Raw genomic sequence first — 21,214 nt, forward strand, 5'->3', positions numbered from 1 at the left:
TCCCCCTCGGCTCGCTGACACCGGCGACGCCAGCGTGCGCGGCCGGGGGCCCGCCCGCCAGCCGGCCCGCGTGTCGCAGCGTGGCCCTCCCCTACGACAAGTCCGGGCCCGCCGAGAGGGTCAGCCCTGGACCGCCGAGGGGTCCATCCACATGACCTCCCAGACGTTGCCGTCCGGGTCGGCGAAGCTCGAGCCGTACATGAAGCCGTGGTCCTGGGCGGGCATCCACGGCTTGCCGCCGGCCTCGATCGCCACGGCGACCATGCGGTCGACGTCCTCCCGGCTGTCGGCGGAGACGGCCAGCAGGGCGGAGGTGGCCTGGGCGGGGTCGCCGACCTCGCCGGCCACGAAGTCGGCGAACCGCTCGCGGGTCAGCAGCATGACGACGATGTTCTCCTCGATGACGTAGGAGACCGCCTTGTCATCGGAGAACTGGTCGTTGCGCCGGAACCCGAGCGCCGCGTAGAAGGCGTCGGTGCGGGCCAGGTCGGTGACGGGGAGGTTGACGAAGATCGCGCGCACGGAGGGCTCCTCGGGTGCTTGGTACCGGCCGCGGGGTGCGGACGGCGGGTCAGGAGGGGAGACCGGCGGCGTCCGCGGAACTCATCGGCGCTCGCCGGGCCGGGCCAGCACCTCGCGCGGTCCGGGCACCTCGTGGCCGTCGGCGCACACCAGCGCGACGTGCACCGGTGCTCCGCAGTCCACGTGCTCCAGCGCCAGCGGAGGCGGCCCGTCGGCCAGGTAGCGGTCGCCCCACTGCATCAGCGCGACGAGGGTCGGGTAGAGGTCGCGGCCCTTCGCGGTGAGCCGGTACTCGTGGCGCTGGCGGGCCCCCTCCTCGCGGTAGGGCTCCCGGCTGAGCAGGCCCTCCTGCACGAGGGTGGCCAGCCGGTCGGTGAGCACGGCCTTGGGCGCCCCCAGCGCCTGCTGCAGGTCGGCGAAGCGGCGGACGCCGAGGAACGCCTCCCGCATGACGAGGAGGCTCCACTTCTCCCCCACGACGGCGAGCGTCCCGGCGACGGAGCAGCGGGAACGGTCGTACGTGGCGTCGCTCACGGGTGTGATCGTAACCATGCTGAGTTCGCTTGACGAACCCCGAAAGGAGGAGCATGGTTCAGGTAGCGAACCCAGAGACGGACGCCCCGCCCGCCCGCGGCGCTCGCTCCCATCCGCTGCTCCCGAAGGACCCGCCATGACCCGCCTGCGCACCGCCCTCGCCCGCCGCTCCGCCGTCCGCGCCCACCTGCGCGAGGAGCGTGCCCTCGACCGCGCCCTGGCCGCCGCGCCGACGCTCGAGTCGGCGCACGAGATCGCCGTCCTCAGCGCCCGCCGCTGATCCCGCGCGGCGCCCTCAGGGCGCCGCGCGGAGCCCGGAGAACGTCGTCGCCACCAGGGCGTCGGCCAGCACCTCCGGCGCCAGGTCGCCCTCGGGGCGGTACCACTCGGTCAGCGAGTTGACCGTGCCGAAGAGCAGCCGGCTCAGCACGGCCGGGTCGACGTCGGGCCGCACGTCCCCCTGCTCCAGCGCGTCCCGCACCAGACCGGTGACCAGCCGGTCGAAGTCCCGCCGGCGCTGCAGCGCGGCCCGCTCGACGGCGGAGTTGCCGCGCAGCCGCAGCAGCAGCGTGACCGACGGCAGCTCCGCCGCCAGGACCCGCACCGAGCGGCGCACCACGTGCTCCAGCCGGTCGATGGCCGGACCGGTCGTGGCTCCTGGCTCCTCGGTCACCGCGAACAGCGCGTCGAGGGCCCGGTCCACGGCCAGCCGGAGCAGCTCCACCTTGCTCGGTACGTGGTGGTAGATCGCCGACTTTGTGATACCCAGCCGCCCGGCCAGCTCCTCCATGCTCGTGGCCTCGTAGCCCCGCTCGTTGAACAGCGCGACGGCGACGGCCAGCAGCGAGTCCAGGGAGTGGCCCGGACGCCCGCGCCGCGCGACGCCTCCCGACGAGCTCATGGCGCGAAGCCTCCTCCCCCGGTCCTTGTGGTCGAGCGTGCCCTGCGTCACACTATTCCTGACCGTTCGGTCGGTAAAGGTGGCCTGGAGGTGCCCGTGCCCGCTCCCCCGCTGGACCCCGTGGTCGACGAGGCACGCCTCCAGGAGCTCTTCGACGCCACCGTCGCCGCCGAGCGGCGGATCGAACCGCGCGACTGGATGCCGGAGGGGTACCGCCGCACGCTGGTCCGCCAGATCGCGCAGCACGCCCACTCCGAGATCATCGGCATGCAGCCCGAGGGCGACTGGCTGCTCCGCGCGCCCAGCCTGCGCCGCAAGGCGGTCCTGCTCGCGAAGGTGCAGGACGAGGCCGGTCACGGCATGTACCTGTACTCCGCCGCGGAGACCCTCGGCGCCGACCGGACCGACCTGACCGACCGGCTGATCGACGGCCGGCAGAAGTACAGCTCGATCTTCAACTACCCGACGCTCACCTTCGCCGACGTCGGCGTCATCGGCTGGCTGGTCGACGGCGCGGCCATCTGCAACCAGGTGCCCCTGTGCCGGTCCAGCTACGGCCCCTACGCCCGCGCGATGATCCGGGTCTGCAAGGAGGAGTCCTTCCACCAGCGGCAGGGCTACGAGCTGCTGCTCACGATGATGGGCGGCACCGACGAGCAGCGGGCGATGGTGCAGGACGCCGTCGACCGCTGGTGGTGGCCCTCGCTGATGATGTTCGGCCCGCCCGACACCGACAGCCCGAACTCGGCGCAGTCGATGGCGTGGGGCATCAAGCGGCACAGCAACGACGAGCTGCGGCAGCGCTTCGTGGACATGACCGTGCCGCAGGCGGAGTTCCTCGGCGTCCGGCTGCCGGACCCGGACCTGGCGCTCGACCCCGAGACCGGCCGCCACCGGTTCGGCCCGATCGACTGGGACGAGCTGAAGCGGGTGATCAGCGGCGACGGCCCGTGCAACGCCGAGCGGATCGCCCGCCGCCGGGCGGCCCGGGACGACAACGCCTGGGCCCTGGAGGCCGCGTCGGCTTACGCGCAGAAGCACGGGGCGCGGTCGTGAGCGCCCGGGCGGGCTGGCCGCTGTACGAGGTGTTCGTGCGCGGGAAGCGCGGCCTCAACCACGTGCACGTCGGCTCGCTGCACGCGCCGGACGACGAGATGGCGGTGCACGCGGCGCGCGACGTCTACACGCGGCGCAACGAGGGCGTGAGCATCTGGGTGGTCCGCGCCGACGCGATCACCGCCTCCAGCCCGGACGAGAAGGACCCGATGTTCGCCCCCAGCGGCGACAAGGTCTACCGGCACCCGACGTTCTACGACATCCCCGCCGACGTCCCGCACATCTGAAGAAGGACCCCCTCTCCGCCCACGACCGCTCGTTCCTCGCAGCAGCGGGGCCCTGAGAGCGGGCCACCCACGGAAGGTCACCTTGGAAACGGTCTACGACGCGCTGGACGCCGCGCACGGCGGCGGCGGGCAGTGGGCGTTCGGCACCGGGTTCGACGACCCGCTGGTCGGGGTCGACACGACCGTCCCCGACGGCGTCGACCCCGCCGACCTCGGCGCCTACTGCCTGATGCTGGGCGACGACGCCCTCGTCCTCGCGCAGCGGCTGACCGAGTGGATCACCGCGGCCCCCGAGCTCGAGGAGGAGGTCGCGTTCGGCAACACCGCGCTGGACCTGCTCGGCCAGGCCCGGCTGCTGCTCGCCCGCGCCGGCTCCGTCGGCGTCCTCGGCAGCTCCCGCGACCGGGCGAGCGCCACCGTCCCCGACGAGGACGCCCTCGCGTACTTCCGCGACGCCGACGAGTTCCGCTGCACCGGCCTGGTCGCCGCGGTCAACGGCGACTTCGCGCGGACGATGGTGCGGCTGCTGGTCGCCTCGACCGTCCGGCTCGCGGTGCTCACTCGGCTGCGCGGCTCCCGCGACCCGGTCCTCGCCGCCGTGGCGGCCAAGGGCGTGCACGAGCTCGCCTACCACCGCGACCACGCGGCGCGCTGGGTGCTGCGGCTGGGCGACGGCACGGCGGAGTCGCACTCCCGGGCGCAGGCCGGGGTCGATGCGGTGTGGCCGCACCTGACCGACCTGTTCACCGCCACCGACGTCGAGCAGCGGCTGGCCGCCGCCGGCGTGGCGGTCGACCCGGCCGACGTCCGCGAGGAGGTGCACGACGTGCTGGCCACCGTGCTGACCCGCGCGACCCTTCGGGTCCCCGACCGGCCGGGCGACGTGCCCCCGCGCGGCCGGACCGGCGTGCACGGACCCGAGCTGACCGAGCTGCTCGGCACCCTGCAGGGCCTGGCCCGCGAGCACCCGGCGGCGACGTGGTGACCGCGGCGCCCGATCCGCGCGCGGTGGCCGAGACCGTGACCGATCCCGAGCTGCCCGCGCTCACGCTCGCCGACCTCGGGGTGCTGCGCGACGTCCGGGTGCACGACGGGACGGTCGTCGTCGACCTCACCCCGACCTACACCGGCTGCCCGGCGATGGGCGTCATGCGCGCCGACCTGCTGCACGCCCTGCACGCGGCCGGCTTCGACGACGTGGAGGTGCGCACCGTCCTCTCCCCCGCGTGGAGCACCGACTGGATCACCGTCGACGGCCGCCGGAAGCTGGCCGAGGCCGGCATCGCGCCGCCCGGCCCCGCCCCGGAGCGCGCCCCCGGGCCGGTTCCGCTGCAGCTGGGGCCGTCGCGGCGGACCGCGCCCTGCCCGCTGTGCGGCTCCCCCGACACCGAGGAGCTCAGCGAGTTCGGCGCCACCGCCTGCACCGCGCTGCGCCGCTGCCGTGCCTGCCACGAGCCCTACGAGCACATGAAGGAGATCTGATGCGGGCCTCCTTCCACCGGCTGACCGTCGCCGACGTCGAGCGGCTGACCGACGACGCCGTGGCCGTCACCTTCGCCGTCCCGCCCGAGCTGGCCGAGGACTACCGGTTCCGCCCCGGCCAGGCGCTGACCCTGCGCCGGGTCGACGGCGACCGGGACGAGCGCCGCTCCTACTCGATCTGCGCGCCGGCCGGGGCGCCGCCCCGCGTGGGGGTCCGCGAGGTGCCCGGCGGGCTCTTCTCCTCCTGGCTCGTGCACTCTGTGCGCCCCGGGGACGAGATCGAGGTGCTGCCACCCGCGGGCACCTTCACCACCGACCTGGACGCACCGGCCGACCACGTCTTCGTCGTCGCCGGCTCCGGGATCACGCCGGCGCTCTCGCTGGCGGCCACGGTGCTGGGCGACGGCCGGTCCACCGTCACCGTGTTCTACGGCAACCGGCGCACCGACACGGTGATGTTCGCCGACGAGCTGGCCGACCTGAAGGACCGGTACGGACCCCGCCTGCAGCTGGTGCACGTGCTCTCCCGGGAACCGCGGGACGCCGAGCTCACCAGCGGACGGCTGGACGCCGACCGGCTGCGCGCGCTCGTCGGCGCGCTCGTCGACCCCGGCGAGGTCGACCACTGGTGGCTGTGCGGCCCGCACGGCCTGGTGACCGGCGCCCGCGAGGTGCTCGCCGGCCTCGGGGTGCCCGCGAACCGGGTGCACCAGGAGCTGTTCTACGTCGACGACCTGCCACCCCAGCCGGTGCGCGGGGACGACGCCGCGGTCGAAGGGCCGAGCAGCCGGGTCACCGTCGTCCTCGACGGCCGGACCACGACGCTCGCGCTGCCGCGGGACGTGCCCGTCCTGGACGCGGCGCAGCAGGTGCGGGCGGACCTGCCCTTCGCCTGCAAGGGCGGCGTCTGCGGCACCTGCCGGGCGCGGGTCACCGTCGGGCAGGTGGAGATGCGGCGGAACTACGCGCTCGAGCCCGGCGAGGTCGCGGCCGGCTACGTGCTCACCTGCCAGGCCCTGCCGGTGTCCGGCGAGCTCACCGTCGACTTCGACGCCTGAGCGCCCCCGGGTCAGGCGCGCTCGGCGGGCTCCGCGGCGGCCGCCGCGGGCGACGTCCCCGGCTGGTCGCGGAGGAACAGGTACCAGTACGACGTCGACACGAAGATGACCGCACCGACCAGGTTCCCCGCACCCGCCAGCAGCCAGTTCAGCCCCGTCTCGCCCCACCCGATGTCCGGCACCCCGGCGAACATCGCCGCGGGCAGGAAGAACATGTTGGCGACGACGTGGTCGAAGCCCATGGCCACGAAGGCCATGATCGGGAAGAAGATCGCCAGGACCTTGCCGGAGACGCTCGTGGCCGCGAGCGACATCCAGACGCCGAGGCAGACCAGCCAGTTGCAGCCGACGCCGCGCAGGAACGTCTGCCACGGCGACTCCCCCAGCGCCTTGCCCTCGGCGATGCCCGCCAGCCGCTCGTAGGTCAGGCCCGCGTTCCCGGACGCACCCGCCTCGCCGATGACCCCGGTCTGCACCGCCAGGAAGAACGCCACGAACAGCGCGCCCAGCAGGTTGCCGAGCAGCACCAGCGTCAGGTTCCGGGCCACGTCGCCCAGGCCGAGCTTGCCGTTCATCGCGCCCAGCGGGACCAGCATCATGTTGCCGGTGGCCAGGTCGGAGCCGGCGATGAGCACGAGGACCAGCCCGAGGGTGAACGCCGCGCCCATGAAGAGCGTGGGCAGCGTGCCCCAGGTCTCCGGGTCCAGCCCCGAGGAGACGGTGATCGCGACCAGGGCGCCGAACGCGATGTAGGCCCCGGCGAGGAACGAGCTGACCAGCACCCGGTCCCAGGTGCGGTGGACCTTCTTGGCCCCGGTCTCGGCCGCTACCTGGGCCATCTCCTGCGGTTCGCGTGCCGACATCGAAAGCCTCCCGGGGTCCCTGCCGCCCCCTCCTGCCCGAGCCGTCACTCCGCAAACCGCCTCACCAAACCGCCTCGCCGGACGGAGCCGGCCGGAGTAGCCGCAGAGCCCGCGGGTAGGGGCGGAGCGGCCGTGGACGCCGGTGAGCAGGGCCGGCCACCGTCCGGGCCGGAACCACCCCTGCCTCCTCCGCGGAGGGACGGGGCAGAGGAGCGACACATGAAGGCAGTGGTGTGGCACGGCGTCGGGGACATCCGGCTCGACGACGTCCCCGACCCGACCATCCAGGACCCGACCGACGCCATCGTGGAGATCACGGCGACCGGCATCTGCGGCACCGACCTGCACTTCGTCCGCGGCACGATGTCGGGCATGGTCGAGGGCACGATCCTCGGGCACGAGGCCGTCGGCATCGTGCGCGAGACCGGCCCGGGGGTGCGCAACCTGCGCGCCGGCGACCGCGTGGTGATCCCCTCCACGGTCGGCTGCGGCATCTGCTCGTACTGCCGCGCCGGTTACTACGCGCAGTGCGACAACGCCAACCCCAACGGGCCGTCCGCCGGCACGTGCTTCTTCGGCGGGCCGAAGACCACCGGACCGGTCGACGGGCTGCAGGCCCAGTACGCGCGGATCCCGTTCGCGCACGTCGGGCCGGTGTGGCTGCCGGAGCAGGTCACCGACGACCAGGCGATCCTGATCTCCGACATCTACCCGACGGCGTGGTTCGGCGCCCGGCTGGCCGAGGTGGGCCCGGGGAACACGGTCCTCGTCCTGGGCGCGGGCCCGGTCGGGCAGTTCGCGATCACCAGCGCCTTCCAGCAGGGCGCGGGCCGGGTGCTCGTCGTCGACGGCATCGCGAGCCGCCTGGACCAGGCCCGGGCCCGCGGCGCCGAGGCGATCGACTTCAACGCCGAGGACCCGGTCGCCGTCGTGCACGAGCTGACCGGCGGCATCGGGGTGGACCGGGTCATCGACGCGGTGGGCGTCGACGCCCAGCGCCCGAGGACCGGCCCGGCCGCCGAGGCGGCCGAGCAGCAGGCGGACGCCTTCGAGCAGGAGCGCTCCCAGGTCGCTCCAGAGCAGAACCCGCAGGGCAGCACCTGGGTGGCCGGCGACGCGCCGAGCCAGGCCGCGCAGTGGGCGGTCCAGGCCGTGGCCAAGGCCGGCACGATCGGGATCATCGGCGTGTACCCGCCGGACATGACCAGCTTCCCGATCGGCGCGGCGATGAACAAGAACCTCACCGTGAAGATGGGGAACTGCAACCACCGCCGGTACATCCCGCACCTGGTCGACCTGGTGCGCACCGGGGCGGTCGACCCGTCGACGGTCCTCACCCAGGTCGAGGACATGCCCTCGGTCCTCGACGCCTACGAGACCTTCGACCGCCGCGAGAGCGGCTGGACCAAGGCCGTCGTCGCGCCCTGATCGCGGGGGTCGGGAGGAGCGCTGCCCCTCCCGGCCGCCGGGACACCGCAGCCGGACCGGACGAGTGCCTCCCGCCGCGACGACCGGTCAGCCGGCGGCGCCGTCCTCCCCGGGTCCCGCCGGCGCCGGTTCGGTGGCCGTGCCGGCGTCCGGAGCGGGCTCGGACGGCTCCGTGGTCGGCTCGGCGCTCGGCTCGGCGGTCGGCTCCGCGGTCGGCTCGGCGGTCGGCTCGGTGGTCCCGCCGCTCGGCGACGACGGCGCGGTCGTGCCGCCGTCCTCGGCCCCGCCGGCCGCCGGCCGGGTCGTCTCCTCCGCGGTCGGGGTCGGGTCGGGGGCCGGAGTGCCGGAGTCCCCGGGCGTGGTGTTCCCGGCGGTCCCGGTCGACCCGGGCTCGCCGGCCGGTTCCCCGGTGGGCGTGGTGCCGGCCGGCTGGTCCGGTGCGCCCGTCGTCCCCTGCGCGGCCTGCGTCGGCGCCGGTCGGTCGCCGGGAACGGCTCCCGCCGGTCCGGACGGCGCGACCGCGACGTCGAGCCGCACCTCGTCGCCGGCCGACAGCGGCCGCCCCGCCGGGTCGAGCGCGACGACCGTGCCGGCCGGCTCCTCGTCCGTGACGACCTCCCGGCGCTCGACCTCGAGCCCCAGCGCGGTCAGGTCGGCGGCGACCTCGTCGGCCGGCCGCCCCACGTGGTCGTCCGCCGCCAGGACGATGGCCCCCTCGGCGGTGGGCGCCGAGGCCACCGGGTCGACCGCCGGCTCCCGCCCGCCGGGGAGACCGAGCACCCCCGCGACCACGCCCGCGCCGAGGAGGAGGGCCAGCAGCGGCGCCAGGACCATCCAGCGGCGGCGCGCGCCCGGTCGACGGTGGGCGGCCCGCCGCGCCCCCGCCCCGGCGGCCCGCGGAGCGGCGGGCGGAGAGCTCGGGGACGTCGCCGCCACCGGGAGGGTGCGGGTGGCGGAGGCCTCCGCCTCGCCGTCGAGGGTGGCGTCGATCGCGGCGAGGAAGGCGTGCGCGTCCGGGAACCGGGCGTCGGGGTCCTTGGTCAGCGCACCGCCGATGAGGCTGCGCACCTCCTCGGGCACCGCGGCCGGCATCGGCTCCGGCTCCTGCTGCACCTGCTTGAGCGCGAGGGTGACCGGGTTGTCGCCCTCGAACGCGGCGTGCCCGGTCAGCGACTCGTACCCGACCAGGCCGAGCGCGTAGACGTCGCTCGCCGGGCGCGGGGACTCCCCCACCGCCTGCTCCGGCGACATGTACTGCGGGGTGCCGATCACCTGGCCGGTCTGGGTCAGGGGGACGCTCGCCGCGGACCAGGCGATGCCGAAGTCGGTGAGCTTCACCTGGCCGTCGCGGTCGATGAGGATGTTGGCGGGCTTGACGTCCCGGTGCACGACGCCGGCGCGGTGGGCCTCGGCCAGGGCGGCGGCCGCCTGGCGCAGCACCGACAGCGCGGTGGCGGTGTCCATCGGGCCCTCGTCGCCGAACAGGGCCGACAGCGGCGCACCGTCGACCAGCTCCATCACCAGGTAGGCGATGCGCTCTCCGGTCGCCGCCGTCTCGGTCTCGCCGTAGTCGTGCACCGCGGCGATGTTCGGGTGGCTGAGGGCCGCGGCGTGCGTGGCCTCGGCGCGGAAGCGGGCGACGAACCCGGGGTCGTCGGCGTACTCGCTGCGCAGCACCTTGATGGCGACGGGCCGGTCCATCCGGACGTCGCGCCCCCGCCAGACCTCGCCCATCCCGCCGGTGGCGATCAGGTGGTCGAGCGCGTAGCGCCCGTCCAGGAGCTCGCGCTCGTGTCCGACGATGGTCACTCCTGGCTCCGTCCCCCACGACGCGGCCCCTGATGGCGCTGCGTCCGATCCGTTCTCGGAAGTGCCCGGCGGGGGCCGGGGCTACACCCCGGACCGGGGATCAGGAGCCGCCGGGACGGCCGCCGCCGGACCGGCCGGGCGCGCCCGGCGGGGTTAGCGTCGGTCCATGACGACACCTCCCGACCCGCAGGCCCCGCCGCCGGACCCGACGCCGGCCGACCCCGACACCCCCGGCGCCCCCGATCCCTCGGGGCTCCCCGACCCGACCGGTCCGGTGGCGCCGCCGCCGGACGGAGAGCCGGCACCGATCGTCTGAGCGGCCGTCCCCCACCCCGGAGGCGGGGTGGGGGCCCCGGTCAGGCCTGCTTCTGCAGCACGAAGTCGTACGTCGACTCCAGCCACGGCACGTCGCTGGTGCCGCCGTCGGGCGTCGGACCCGGCTCGCGCTCCTCGAACGCCGTCACCAGCTCCTGCTTCGTGCCGAACACGACGTCGCTGTCCAGGTAGTCCGACCCCTCCTGGAACAGGTGGGTGATCAGCGGCTCGTAGCCGGGCACGTTGATCAGGAAGTGGATGTGCGCCGGGCGGAAGTAGCTGATCTCGGTGCGGCCGATGAGGTCACCCACCGGGCCGTCCATGGGGATGGCGTACCCCAGGGGCGCGATGGTGCGCACGCAGTAGGTGCCGTCCTCGCGGGTCGTGTACTTCGCCCGCAGCCGCGCCTCGTCGATGTCGGGGATCTGCGACTCGTAGGCGCCCTCGGTGTCGGCCTGCCAGACGTCGAGCACCGCGTTCGGGACCGGGTTGCCCTCCAGGTCGCGCAGGGTCCCGTGCAGGTACAGCGGGGTGCCCGGCAGACCCTCGGACATGTCCTCGGCGTAGCCGAGCTCGGGCGAGCCCTCGATGTGGAACGGGCCGAGCACCGTCGCCGGGGTCGCCCGCGGGTCCAGCCGGTGGTTCATCTGGACGACGAGCATCGACAGCCCCAGCACGTCGGAGGTGAGGATGAACTCCTCGCGCTTGTCGTTGCTGATCTGCCCGGTGCGGGTCAGCCACTGCACCGCAGCCATCCACTCGGCCTCGGTGAGCCGCACCTCGCGGGCGAAGTCGTGCAGGTGCCGCACCAGCGCCGTCATGAGCTCGGCCAGGCGCGGATCGCCGGCGGTGGCCCACCGCTGCACGGCGAGCTCGGTGATGTTGTCCTCGGTGACCAGCTGCACGGGAGTTCCTCCTGCCGTCCGCGCGCCGGGGAGGCCGGTCGCGCTGCCTCCTCCGCGACTGCCGCGGAGGTCGTGGGTGCCTAGGGCGTGAGCACCAGACGCACGCCGGGGTCGCCGGTGGCCTGCCGCCGCCAGGCGTCGGCGGCGTCGGCGAGGGAGACCTGCTCGTGCGCCACCGCGAGCGCGCCGGCGGCGGCGTGCTCCGCGACGGCGGTCAGGGCGTCGCGACGCTGCTCGACCGTGAGCGCGTTGTTCGTGTAGCCCAGGACCGAGGCGCTCTTCGCGCGGAGCACCGCCGAGGAGAACTCCGCGACGTCGCCGGAGGCGCCCCCGAGGTTGACCAGCCGGCCGGCGGGCGAGAGCGCCCGCGAGGCGGCGGTGGCGGCGATGCCGAAGACCGGGTCGACGACGAGGTCCAGCCGGCCGCCGGTCGCCTCGGCGAGGCGGGCGGTGAGCGCGTCGACGTCGTCCCCGGGGGCGATCGCCTCGTCCGCGCCGGCGGCCAGCGCCCGCGCCCGGGACTCCTCGGAACGGGCGACGGCGACGACCCGGCCGGCGCCGAGGACCTTCGCCGCCCCGACCGCGGCCTGGCCCACGGCACCGCCGGCGCCGAGGACGAGCACGTGCTCGCCCGTGCGCAACCCGCCCCGCCAGGTGAGCGACATCCACGCGGCCACCGCGGACAGGCCGAGCGCGGCCAGCGCGGCGTCGGGCACGTCGGCGGTCACCGGCACGACGTCGGCGTCCGGGACGGCGCACAGCTCGGCGAGGCTGCCGTCGCCCGGCGCCATCCCGGCCGAGGTCGCGAACCACACCCGGGTGCCGGCGGTCAGCGTGGTCGAGCTCTCGACCACCCCGACGCCCTGCACCCCCGGCACGTAGGGCACGGCCGGGCGACCGAAGTACGAGGTGCCCGACGCGCACAGCAGGTCCAGCGGCACGATCGGAGCGGCGGTCACCCGGACGACGGTGCGACCGGCGCCCGCCGCGGGCGCGGGGTGGTCGGCGACGACGGGGGTCTCCCCCGGCTCCTGGACGACGGCGGCGCGCATCGGCTCAGCCCTTCTCGCGCGGCAGCGGCTCGGGGACGAACGGATCGGGGTCGACCGGGCGGTTGTTCAGGTCGACGGAGAGGAAGACGTCGTTGCCCACTGGGTTGCGGATCTCCTCGGCGAGCTGGCCGATGAGCCCGGCGGTGCGGGCGAGCAGCGCGAACCCGCGGAGCAGCTGCATCGGCAGCCCGAGGTCGGCCAGCGCCGCGCCGCACACGCCGGCGCCGTTGAGCGGCAGCTGCTTGCCCAGCACCTGGGAGTGCACCCGGCCGATGGCGGCGAACAGCGACAGGTGCGGGCCGTAGAGGCCCTCCTCGGTCGCGATCCGGAACAGCCGCGGGGTGCGCGGGTCGCCCTGCTTGTGCACGTGGTGGCCGAGCCCCGGGACGAAGCGGCCGGCCGCGCGGGAGGCGGTCACCGTCTCCAGGGCCAGGGCGTCCCAGCCGGCGTCGTCGGTGGGCAGCGGACCGTCGACGGCGGCGAGCACCTCGTGCAGGAACTTCCCGCAGTCCTCGGTGACGCCGAGGAAGCGCGAGCCGCCACCGAGCAGCCCGGCGGCCAGCGCGCCCTGGATCGAGTCGGGCGCGGAGAGGTAGGTGAGCCGGGTGACGATCGCCGTCGGCGTGAACCCGTGGTCGGCCAGCGCGGCCAGCACGGCCTCGAAGACGCGGATCTCCCCCGGGCTGGGGCGGCGCTGGGTGGCCAGCCAGAAGGCCAGCTCGCCGAAACCGACGGACCCCATCACGTCCTCGGCGAGGTCCGAGCCCAGCAGGGTGATCCGCTCGAGGCTCGAGGCCCCGAGCGCGGTCGGGTAGACCGGGCGGTCGTCGGTCACTGCTGCCCCTCCTCGGCCGGTGCGGCCAGCCACCGGCGGATCTCGTCCCCGTGCTCGTCGACGGCCGGCGGCGGCAGCCGGTAGGAGGCCGCGGTGTCGGAGAAGCGGATGGGGTGGCGCACCGACGGGACGGCCGCGTCCCCCTCGCCGACGGTGACGACCGGGTCCAGGCCCACCTCTTCGGCGAAGGCGACGCCCTGGTCGATGGTGTTGATCGGCCCGCACGGCACCCCGGCGGCGATGATCTCGCGGAACCACTCCATCTTGGTCCGGGTCGCCAGCCGCTCCACCAGCAGCGGGCGCAGCTGGTCGCGGTTGGCGGTGCGGTCCTCGTTGCGGAGGAAGCGCGGGTCCTCGACGAGCTCCGGCAGGCCCAGCACCTCGCACAGCTTGCGGAACTGGCCGTCGTTGCCCGCGGTGATGATCAGGTCGCCGTCGGAGCACGGCAGCGGCTCGTAGGGGAAGAGGCTCGGGTGGCTGTTGCCCATCCGGAAGGGGACGACGCCACCGGCGACGAACGCGCTGGTCTGGTTCACCAGCCCGGACATGGCCGACGCCAGCAGGCTGACCTCGACGTGCTGCCCGCGCCCGGTCTCGCGCCGGTGGTTCAGGGCGGAGAGGACGCCGATGGTGGCGTGCAGGCCGGCCATCACGTCGAAGACCGCGACGCCGGCGCGGTACGGCTCGCCCTCGGGGTCGCCGGTCAGGCTCATCAGCCCGGAGATGGCCTGCACGATGAGGTCGTACCCGGGCAGCGACCGCCCGCCCGGGCCGCTGCCGAAGCCGCTGATCGAGGCGTAGACGACGCCGGGGTTCGTGGCGGCCACCGTGTCGTAGTCCAGGCCGAAGCGGCCTAGGCCGCCGGGCTTGAAGTTCTCGACGACGATGTCCGCGCGGCGGGCGAGCTCCTGGGCCGCGGCCAGGTCCTCGGGGTTCTTCAGGTCCAGGGCCACCGAGCGCTTGTTGCGGTTGACGCCCAGGTAGTAGGTGGAGACGCCCTCGCGGACGGGGGGCGCCCAGGTGCGGGTGTCGTCGCCGCCCGGGCCCTCGACCTTGACCACCTCGGCACCGAGGTCGGCCAGCAGCATGGTGCTGTACGGACCGGCGAGGATGCGCGAGAAGTCGGCGACGAGCAGTCCGGACAGCGGCCCCGGACGGTCCTGCGCCGATGCCGTCGACCCTGCTCCGGAATCGCTCATGAGGTGCTCAGCCGCTCCCTGCCTCGAGGTGCACACGGACAGCCGTCCGCAGATCCGCGGTCGAGTCTCGGCCCGCCGCCGCGGTGCTGTCAACCGGTGCTCATGCAGCAGGTCGCCGACGTGGGCCGAACTGTTGACACACGCCGCCCGGAGCAGCATCGTGACCCACATCGCACCCGGCGTCCGTCAAGCGGACAGACGTCCGAGGAGGCCCCCGACGTCCAGGAGGAGACCATGTCCCAGTCCGAGCCCACCCCGGTGACCGGCCGGCCGGTCGTCCTGCGCGGCGGCACGGTCCTGACCATGGACGACGCGGGCACGATCCTGCCCGACGCCGACGTCCTGGTGGTCGACGACCGCATCGCCGCCGTCGGACCCGCCCTGGAGGTTCCCGAGGGCACCCAGGAGGTCGACGCCCGGGGCGGCATCGTCATGCCCGGCATGATCGACACCCACCGGCACATGTGGCAGACCGCGATGCGCGGCTACGGCGCCGACTGGACCCTGACGCAGTACTTCGTCTGGTACTACCTGGAGCACGGCCGGAAGTTCCGCCCCCAGGACGTCGCCGCCGGCAACCGGCTCTCGGCGCTGGAGTCGCTCGAGGCCGGCGTCACCACCACCGTCGACTGGTCGCACGGCCTGCAGTCTGTCGACCACGCCGAGGCCGCCGTGGAGGCCCTCCGCTCGGTCCCCGGCCGCTTCGTCCTGGCCTACGGCAACATCCAGGCCGCCCCGTGGGAGTGGACCGCCGACCCCGCCGTCCGCTCGTTCCTGGAGCGGCACCGCGACTCTGGCGACGGCATGCTCGGCCTGCAGCTCGCCTTCGACGTCACCGGCGACCCGAGCTTCCCCGAGAAGGCCGCCTTCGAGGTCGCCCGCGAGCTGGCCCTGCCGGTCACCACGCACGCCGGCGTCTGGGGCGCGACGAACGACGACGGCATCCGGCTCATGCACGAGCACGGCTTCATGAACCCCGAGACCGTCTACGTGCACGCCGCCAGCCTCAGCCCCGACTCCTACCACCGGATCGCGGCCACCGGCGGCTCCATCTCGGTCTCCACCGAGTCCGAGCAGAGCGCCGGCCAGGGCTACCCGCCCACCTGGCAGGTGCGCCGGCACGGCATCCCGGTGTCGCTGTCGATGGACACCAGCGTCTGGTGGAGCGGCGACCTGTTCACGGCCATGCGGACGACGCTGGGCGCCGACCGCTCCCGCGAGCACTTCGAGGCCCACCTCAAGGGCGACACCATCACCCAGCTCGAGCTGCGCGCCGAGGACGTCGTCCGCTGGGCCACCCGCGGCGGCGCGGCGGCGCTCGGCCGCGACGACCTCGGCAGCCTCGAGGCGGGCAAGAAGGCCGACGTCGTCCTGATCAAGAACGACGCCTCGCCGGTGTCCTTCCCGGTGCTCAACCCCTACGGGCACGTGGCGTTCCAGGCCCAGCGCGGTGACGTGCACACCGTGCTGGTCGACGGGCGGGTCGTGAAGCACGCCCACGCGCTGGTCGGCAGCGACCTGTCCGGCGTGCGCCGCGAGATCGAGGACACCGTCGAGCACCTGCGGTCGGAGCTGGGCGAGGAGACCTGGGTGGCCGGCATGCACCCCGAGCTCCCCGACCCGAAGCTGCTGGACAACCCGTACCAGTACACCGACTACAAGTCCGAGGGCACGCACGCCGCCCGCGAGGAGATCTTCGAGGAGCACCTCAACACCGAGCGATGACGCACCGGCCGGCCCCCTGCGCCGCGGGGGGCCGGCCATCCACCACCGAAGGGAGCCGCAATGGCGGGACGCGGCACCGGGCCCGACTTCGTCGAGGCCCTCGCCCGGGGGCTCGACGTCCTCACCTGCTTCGACGCCGGGCGGCGCAGCATGTCGCTCAGCGACGTGGCGACCGCGGCGTCGCTGGCCCGGCCGACGGCCCGGCGGCTGCTGCTGACGCTGGAGGAGCTCGGCTACGTCCGGTCCGCCGACGGCGCCTTCACGCTCACCCCCAAGGTGCTCGAGCTCGGCATGGCCTACGTGACGTCGCTCGGGCTGTGGGACATCGCCCGGCCGCACATGGAGGCGCTCGTCGGGCGCACCGGCGAGTCGTCGTCGATGGCCCAGCTGGACGGCTCGGACATCGTCTACGTCGCCCGCGTGGCCGTGCCGAAGCTGATCGCGCTGCGCGTCGACATCGGCACGCGGTTCCCCGCCGTGCAGACCTCGCAGGGCAAGGTGCTGCTGGCGGCCCTCTCCCCCGCCGAGCTCGCCACCACCCTGTCCGAGCCCTCGCGGTCCGGGCTGCCCGTCCCGCTGCACCGGTCGCCGGCCCAGGTCCAGGACCAGCTGACCGAGGTGCGCGCCCGGGGCTGGGCGCTGGCCGACGAGGAGCTGGCCCCGGGCGTCCGGTCGGTGGCGGTCCCGGTGAGGGACGGCGCCGGCGTGGTGCGGGCGGCCATGAACGTCACCGTGCACGCGGCGGAGACCTCGACCGAGCAGCTGCTGACCGAGCACCTCCCGCAGCTGCTGCGCACCGCGGGCGACGTCAGCGCCGAGTGGGCGCTGTGGCAGTCCCGGCCGCACGTCGAGCTGCGCCCGGCGCCGGGGAGCTCCGCCGCGGGCTGAGGCCGGCGGCGTCGGCGAGAGACGGTCTCCCCGGCCCTTCGGTCGGTGTGCCAGGGTTCCGGCGTGACCGCCGTCCTCTCCATCCAGTCGCACGTCACCTACGGCCACGTGGGCAACAGCTCGGCGGTGTTCCCGCTGCAGCGCCTCGGCATCGAGGTGTGGCCGGTGCACACCGTCCAGTTCTCCAACCACACCGGCTACGGCGAGTGGACCGGCCGCGTGTACGACGGCCAGTCGATCGACGAGCTCGTGCAGGGCGTCGCCGACCGCGGCGTGCTCGGTTCCTGCGACGCCGTGCTGTCGGGCTACCTCGGCTCGGCCGACATCGGCCACGCGGTCGTGGGCACCGTGGCCCGGGTGCGCGAGGCCAACCCGGCCGCCGTCTACTGCTGCGACCCGGTGATCGGCGACGTCGGCCGCGGGGTGTTCGTGCGCCCGGGCATCGAGGAGTTCATGCGCGAGGTCGCCGTGCCCGCCGCCGATCTCGTGACGCCCAACCACTACGAGCTCGACCTGCTGTCCGGGGCGCAGACCCGCTCCCTCGCCTCGGTCAAGGACGCCGTCGCGTCGGTGCAGGCGCTGGGTCCACGGGTCGTGCTGACCACCTCGCTCGTCGCCGACGACACCCCGGACGACGCCGTCGACCTGCTGGCGTCCGAGGGCGGCCGGCACTTCCGCGTGCGCACGCCGCGGCTGGGCGTCTCGGTCAACGGCGCCGGCGACGCGATCGCCGCGCTGTTCCTGGCGCACTGGCTGGACACCCGGTCGGCGTCGGAGGCGCTCGGCCGGGCGTCGGCGTCGGCGTTCGGTCTGCTGGCCCGGACCGAGGAGGCCGGCTCGCGGGAGATCCTGCTGGTCCCCGCCCAGGAGGAGTTCGTCGCCCCGACCCGGACCTTCGAGGTCGAGGAGGTCTGACCCGGCGCCTCAGCGCTGGGCCAGGGTCGCCTCGATCCTCGTGATCGTCGCCTCCTCGACCGGCAGGTGCGGCAGGACGGCGGACACCTCGTCGGGCTCCAGGCCGTTGTCGCCGAGGGCCGCCAGCAGCAGGTCGGCCTCCTCCGGGCGCACGGGCACCGTGCAGCCGGAGCCCTCCAGCGCGGCCCGGGCCAGGAACAGCGCTCCGGCCAGGCTGTCGTCGGGCACCGGGACGGGCTCGGGGACGGCGGCGGTGCGGGTGACCGCCTCGGCCGCGCGCACCAGCGAGAGCGGCAGCCCTTCCGCCTCCACCTCGATGAGCGGGACCCCGCCGAGCGCGGCCAGCACGAGGTGCTCGGCGTCGATGCGCAGCGGCGCCTCCCAGCCAACCGCCCGCACCACGTCCAGCGCGTCGCGCGGGCTCTCGCCGAGGTCGTCGGCGAGCTCGGCCCAGTCGGCCGGCCGGGTGGCCCGGGCGCGCTCGGCCGCGACCAGGCAGGTGTCGCGCACGAAGGGCACCAGCACCTCGTCGTCGAACCGCTCGGCCTGCACGCGCCCCTGCGCATCGACCATGTTCAGCGCGTCCTGGAACGTGCCGGGCCGGGCGTCCCCCAGCTCGAGGCGACCGTCCTCCTCACCGGCCAGCGGCCGGCCGTGGGCGGCCCGCTCACCCACCGTCAGACCGGTGGCGACGAGCCGCCCGGCCCGCCGCTCGTGGTGCGGCTGGTCGGACATGCCCACCGCCCAGGCGCAGCTCTCGGCGATCAGCGCGGCTCCGCGCTCGCGGAGCACCTCCCGGGTCAGCAGGCCCATCCAGTCGACGTCGAACACGCCTCCACCGTCCCCCGCGATCGTCACTCGGCGGCGGCCCCGGCGGTGTCGCCCTCGCCCTGCTCGCTGCTCGGCGGCCCGACCCAGACCGTCTTGGCGTTCATGAACTCGCGCATGCCGACCTCGGTCAGCTCGCGGCCGTACCCGCTCTGCTTGATGCCGCCGAAGGGCAGGTCGGGGTAGCTGGTGGTCATCCCGTTGATGAAGGCCATGCCGGACTGGATGTCCCGCACGAACTGCGTGCGCTCCTCCTCGTCCTCGCTCCACAGGTTCGAGCCGAGGCCGTACTCGTGCGAGTTCGCGATGCGGATGGCCTCGTCCAGGCTGTCGACGACGTACAGCGCGGCGACCGGCCCGAACACCTCCTCGCTGTGCACCCGCATCTCCGGCGTCACGTCGGTGAGCAGCGTCGGCTCGTAGAACCAGCCCGGCCGGTCCACCCGCTTCCCGCCGACGGCGACCGTGGCGCCCTTCGCCCGGGCGTCCTCCACGTACTCCTCGACGTCCTGCAGGCCGGACTCGGTGGCCAGCGGACCGATCTGCGTGTCGGCGTCCATCGGGTCGCCCACGGTCAGGGCGCCGATCTTCTCGGCGAAGAGCCGGGTGAACTCCTCGGCGACGTCGCGGTGCACGAAGAACCGCTTGGCCGCGATGCAGCTCTGCCCGTTGTTCTGGTTGCGGGCCGTGGTGGCCACCTCGGCGGCTCGGTCCAGGTGCGCCGACGGCATGACGATGAACGGGTCCGAGCCACCCAGCTCGAGCACCGTCTTCTTCAGCGCGTCACCGGCGATCGACGCCACCGACTGGCCGGCCGGGCCGCTGCCGGTGAGGGTCGCGGCCATGACGCGGTCGTCGCGCAGCACCTTCTCGACGGTGGAGGAGCCCACCAGCAGGGTCTGGAACACGTCGGCGGGGAAGCCCGCCTTGCGGAACAGCTCCTCCAGGTACAGCGCGGTCTGCGGCACGTTGCTCGCGTGCTTGAGCAGGCCGACGTTGCCGGCCATCAGCGCCGGGGCCGCGAAGCGCATCGCCTGCCACAGGGGGAAGTTCCACGGCATGATCGCCAGGACCACGCCCAGGGGCTGGTAGGTGACGTAGGCGCGCTCGGCCTTGACCGCGGCGGCGTCCTTCTCGTCCGGCTCCAGGAACGACGGGCCGTGCTCGGCGTACCAGCGCAGCGCTGCGACGCACTTGCCCGCCTCCGCCTTCGCCGACGCGAGCGTCTTGCCCATCTCCGTCGTCATCAGCTCGGCGACGGAGTCGGTGTCCGCCTCGAGCGCGTCCGCGGCGGCGCGCAGCCAGCCGACCCGCTGCTCGGCGGTGGTCAGGCGGTACCCGTCGAAGGCAGCCGCCGCGCGGGCGAGCTTGTCCTCGAGGGCCTCGTCGGTGAGCGGCTCGTAGGTCTTGAGCGTCTCGCCGGTGGCCGGGTTGATGGTGGCGATGGCCATGGTTGTCTCCCTCCGCTGGAACCCTCGTCACCTGCCCGGGAGCACGTCGTCGAAACCGGAGGACCCGGGGCGGGTCCGGTCTCGAGCTGTCCGGTCCGGCGACGTCGCCTACCGTGGGGAGTGCCGGTGAGCAGGCCGGTGGCGCAGACGGCGGGGGCACGGGTGAACTGGACGGCGACGGGCGGGGTGGGTCACCCCTCACCCGGGGGCTTCCCGCACGACGCGCTCCTCTACGACTCGGTCGACGACCTCGTCGGCACGGTGTCGCCCTTCCTGACCGACGGTCTCGCGGCCGGGGACGCCGCCGTCGTCGCCGTGCGGCCGCGCACCGCCGCGGTGCTGCGCGAGGTCCTGGGCGAGGACCCCCGCATCCTCGTGCTCGACGAGACCGTCGCGTACGCGAGGCGGGCCCCCGCCGCGATCACCGCCTTCCGCCGGGTCGCCGAGGAGAACGCCCCCGGTGGCTCCGGCCGCGTGCGCGTGGTCGGCGAGGTCGACTTCGGCCCCACCGAGCGCGACTGGCTGGAGTGGGAGCGGTACGAGGCGGTCATCAACGAGGCGCTGCGCGGCTGGGACCTGTGGGGCCTGTGCCTCTACGACACCGTCCGGCTGCCGGGGCCGGTCGTGGAGGCCGGGCGGCACACCCACCGCCAGCTCGTCACGCCGACCAGCCGCACGCCCAGCCCGGCGTTCATCCAGCCCGCGCTCCACCTGCGCAACCTGCCGGTGCCCGACGAACCGCTGGAGCGCACTCCCCCGCGGTTCGCCGCCGACGACGTCGCCGACTTCATCGGCCTGCGGCACGCCGTCGCCGGCGAGCTCGCCGGCCTGACCGCGCCGGCGGAGCTGATCGAGGACTTCCTCCTCGCCGTCGACGAGATGACCTCCAACGCGGTGCGGCACGGCCTGCAGCCGGTCGGGCTGCGGCTGTGGACCGCGCCCGACCGCGTCGTCTGCACCATCACCGACGGCGGTCCCGGGTGGGACGACCCGTTCGCCGGGTACGGCCCGGCGCACGGCGACGACCTCTCCCGCGGCGGCATGGGCCTGTGGCTGGCCCGGCAGCTGTGCGACTACGTCGACATCCGCGGCGGGGAGCACCACGAGGGCGACGGCGGCATCAGCGTGCGGCTCACCATCCGGCTCCCCTGAACCCGGGCG

Annotated in this window: 23 protein-coding genes; 12 read left to right on the plus strand and 11 right to left on the minus strand. The window is 74.5% G+C overall.

Annotated elements, in window-relative coordinates:
- Window positions 1-120: 120 nt before the first annotated feature.
- Both DQ244_RS13080 and DQ244_RS13085 read right to left on the minus strand, forming a co-directional pair.
- Window positions 121-522: a VOC family protein gene (locus DQ244_RS13080; RefSeq protein WP_113811905.1), complete on the minus strand. Its 402-nt coding sequence runs from the start codon at window positions 520-522 to the stop codon at window positions 121-123.
- 81 nt (window positions 523-603) lie between these two features.
- Window positions 604-1,056 (minus strand): helix-turn-helix domain-containing protein, encoded by a 453-nt coding sequence (locus tag DQ244_RS13085; RefSeq protein WP_233491368.1) that lies wholly within the window; start codon window positions 1,054-1,056, stop codon window positions 604-606.
- A gap of 136 nt (window positions 1,057-1,192) precedes the next feature.
- On the opposite strand from DQ244_RS13085, the gene DQ244_RS19440 reads away from it, so the two are divergent.
- Window positions 1,193-1,336: a hypothetical protein gene (locus tag DQ244_RS19440; protein WP_158544559.1), complete on the plus strand. Its 144-nt coding sequence runs from the start codon at window positions 1,193-1,195 to the stop codon at window positions 1,334-1,336.
- Window positions 1,337-1,351: 15 nt separating this feature from the next.
- Here the strand turns inward: DQ244_RS19440 and DQ244_RS13090 are convergent, their stop codons facing one another.
- Window positions 1,352-1,957: a TetR/AcrR family transcriptional regulator gene (locus DQ244_RS13090; protein WP_113811907.1), complete on the minus strand. Its 606-nt coding sequence runs from the start codon at window positions 1,955-1,957 to the stop codon at window positions 1,352-1,354.
- Window positions 1,958-2,053: 96 nt separating this feature from the next.
- On the opposite strand from DQ244_RS13090, the gene paaA reads away from it, so the two are divergent.
- From paaA to paaE, 5 genes are all read left to right on the plus strand, one after another.
- Window positions 2,054-3,013 carry a 1,2-phenylacetyl-CoA epoxidase subunit PaaA gene (gene paaA, locus DQ244_RS13095; RefSeq protein WP_113811908.1) on the plus strand — a complete coding sequence of 320 codons (960 nt, stop codon included), beginning with the start codon at window positions 2,054-2,056 and terminating at the stop codon, window positions 3,011-3,013.
- Window positions 3,010-3,300, plus strand: a complete 291-nt coding sequence (gene paaB / locus DQ244_RS13100) for a 1,2-phenylacetyl-CoA epoxidase subunit PaaB (protein ID WP_113811909.1) — start codon at window positions 3,010-3,012, stop codon at window positions 3,298-3,300. Before paaA ends, paaB begins: the two co-directional genes overlap by 4 nt.
- 82 nt (window positions 3,301-3,382) lie before the next feature.
- Window positions 3,383-4,285, plus strand: a complete 903-nt coding sequence (gene paaC, locus DQ244_RS13105) for a 1,2-phenylacetyl-CoA epoxidase subunit PaaC (RefSeq protein WP_113811910.1) — start codon at window positions 3,383-3,385, stop codon at window positions 4,283-4,285.
- Window positions 4,286-4,308: 23 nt separating this feature from the next.
- Window positions 4,309-4,782 (plus strand): 1,2-phenylacetyl-CoA epoxidase subunit PaaD, encoded by a 474-nt coding sequence (gene paaD / locus DQ244_RS13110; RefSeq protein WP_233491369.1) that lies wholly within the window; start codon window positions 4,309-4,311, stop codon window positions 4,780-4,782.
- Entirely contained in the window at window positions 4,782-5,840 is a 1,059-nt protein-coding gene (paaE, locus tag DQ244_RS13115; protein WP_113811912.1) for a 1,2-phenylacetyl-CoA epoxidase subunit PaaE, read from the plus strand. Before paaD ends, paaE begins: the two co-directional genes overlap by 1 nt.
- An 11-nt stretch (window positions 5,841-5,851) precedes the next feature.
- Here the strand turns inward: paaE and DQ244_RS13120 are convergent, their stop codons facing one another.
- Window positions 5,852-6,703 carry a formate/nitrite transporter family protein gene (locus tag DQ244_RS13120; protein WP_113811913.1) on the minus strand — a complete coding sequence of 284 codons (852 nt, stop codon included), beginning with the start codon at window positions 6,701-6,703 and terminating at the stop codon, window positions 5,852-5,854.
- Window positions 6,704-6,922: 219 nt separating this feature from the next.
- Here DQ244_RS13120 and DQ244_RS13125 point away from each other — a divergent pair, with 219 nt between their 5' ends.
- Window positions 6,923-8,131 carry an alcohol dehydrogenase catalytic domain-containing protein gene (locus tag DQ244_RS13125; protein ID WP_113811914.1) on the plus strand — a complete coding sequence of 403 codons (1,209 nt, stop codon included), beginning with the start codon at window positions 6,923-6,925 and terminating at the stop codon, window positions 8,129-8,131.
- 87 nt (window positions 8,132-8,218) lie between these two features.
- Here the strand turns inward: DQ244_RS13125 and DQ244_RS13130 are convergent, their stop codons facing one another.
- The gene (locus DQ244_RS13130) at window positions 8,219-9,940 is read right to left on the minus strand and encodes a protein kinase domain-containing protein (protein ID WP_233491370.1); all 1,722 of its coding nucleotides are present in this window, start codon (window positions 9,938-9,940) and stop codon (window positions 8,219-8,221) included.
- 166 nt (window positions 9,941-10,106) lie between these two features.
- On the opposite strand from DQ244_RS13130, the gene DQ244_RS19680 reads away from it, so the two are divergent.
- The gene (locus DQ244_RS19680; protein WP_199580377.1) at window positions 10,107-10,256 is read left to right on the plus strand and encodes a hypothetical protein; all 150 of its coding nucleotides are present in this window, start codon (window positions 10,107-10,109) and stop codon (window positions 10,254-10,256) included.
- Between the two features lie 40 nt (window positions 10,257-10,296).
- On the opposite strand, the gene DQ244_RS13135 is transcribed toward DQ244_RS19680, so the two are convergent.
- The 4 genes from DQ244_RS13135 to DQ244_RS13150 form a co-directional block, all read right to left on the minus strand.
- Complete coding sequence (locus DQ244_RS13135) at window positions 10,297-11,160, minus strand: dioxygenase (RefSeq protein ID WP_113811915.1); 864 nt, start codon at window positions 11,158-11,160, stop codon at window positions 10,297-10,299.
- A gap of 80 nt (window positions 11,161-11,240) precedes the next feature.
- The gene (locus DQ244_RS13140; protein ID WP_113811916.1) at window positions 11,241-12,212 is read right to left on the minus strand and encodes a zinc-binding dehydrogenase; all 972 of its coding nucleotides are present in this window, start codon (window positions 12,210-12,212) and stop codon (window positions 11,241-11,243) included.
- Window positions 12,213-12,216: 4 nt separating this feature from the next.
- Entirely contained in the window at window positions 12,217-13,047 is an 831-nt protein-coding gene (locus DQ244_RS13145; RefSeq protein WP_113811917.1) for a citryl-CoA lyase, read from the minus strand.
- Window positions 13,044-14,246 carry a CaiB/BaiF CoA-transferase family protein gene (locus DQ244_RS13150; RefSeq protein WP_113811918.1) on the minus strand — a complete coding sequence of 401 codons (1,203 nt, stop codon included), beginning with the start codon at window positions 14,244-14,246 and terminating at the stop codon, window positions 13,044-13,046. Before DQ244_RS13150 ends, DQ244_RS13145 begins: the two co-directional genes overlap by 4 nt.
- Before the next feature lie 234 nt (window positions 14,247-14,480).
- Here DQ244_RS13150 and DQ244_RS13155 point away from each other — a divergent pair, with 234 nt between their 5' ends.
- The 3 genes from DQ244_RS13155 to pdxY all read left to right on the plus strand — a co-directional run bounded on the left by DQ244_RS13155 (window position 14,481) and on the right by pdxY (window position 17,774).
- Window positions 14,481-15,971 (plus strand): amidohydrolase family protein, encoded by a 1,491-nt coding sequence (locus DQ244_RS13155; protein WP_113811919.1) that lies wholly within the window; start codon window positions 14,481-14,483, stop codon window positions 15,969-15,971.
- Between the two features lie 60 nt (window positions 15,972-16,031).
- Complete coding sequence (locus tag DQ244_RS13160) at window positions 16,032-16,859, plus strand: IclR family transcriptional regulator C-terminal domain-containing protein (RefSeq protein ID WP_113811920.1); 828 nt, start codon at window positions 16,032-16,034, stop codon at window positions 16,857-16,859.
- A 63-nt stretch (window positions 16,860-16,922) separates the two neighbouring features.
- On the plus strand, window positions 16,923-17,774 hold the full coding sequence (gene pdxY, locus DQ244_RS13165; protein WP_113811921.1) for a pyridoxal kinase PdxY: 852 nt from the start codon (window positions 16,923-16,925) through the stop codon (window positions 17,772-17,774).
- Between the two features lie 9 nt (window positions 17,775-17,783).
- On the opposite strand, the gene DQ244_RS13170 is transcribed toward pdxY, so the two are convergent.
- Window positions 17,784-18,605 (minus strand): hypothetical protein, encoded by an 822-nt coding sequence (locus DQ244_RS13170; RefSeq protein WP_113812043.1) that lies wholly within the window; start codon window positions 18,603-18,605, stop codon window positions 17,784-17,786.
- 23 nt (window positions 18,606-18,628) lie between these two features.
- Window positions 18,629-20,053 carry an NADP-dependent succinic semialdehyde dehydrogenase gene (locus DQ244_RS13175; protein WP_113811922.1) on the minus strand — a complete coding sequence of 475 codons (1,425 nt, stop codon included), beginning with the start codon at window positions 20,051-20,053 and terminating at the stop codon, window positions 18,629-18,631.
- A gap of 126 nt (window positions 20,054-20,179) precedes the next feature.
- Between DQ244_RS13175 and DQ244_RS13180 the strand changes: the two genes are divergently transcribed.
- Window positions 20,180-21,205, plus strand: a complete 1,026-nt coding sequence (locus tag DQ244_RS13180) for a sensor histidine kinase (protein ID WP_233491371.1) — start codon at window positions 20,180-20,182, stop codon at window positions 21,203-21,205.
- The last annotated feature ends 9 nt before the right edge of the window (window positions 21,206-21,214 follow it).

Origin of the sequence: Blastococcus sp. TBT05-19 (genome assembly GCF_003319095.1) — a bacterium.
Lineage (GTDB): Bacteria > Actinomycetota > Actinomycetes > Mycobacteriales > Geodermatophilaceae > Blastococcus.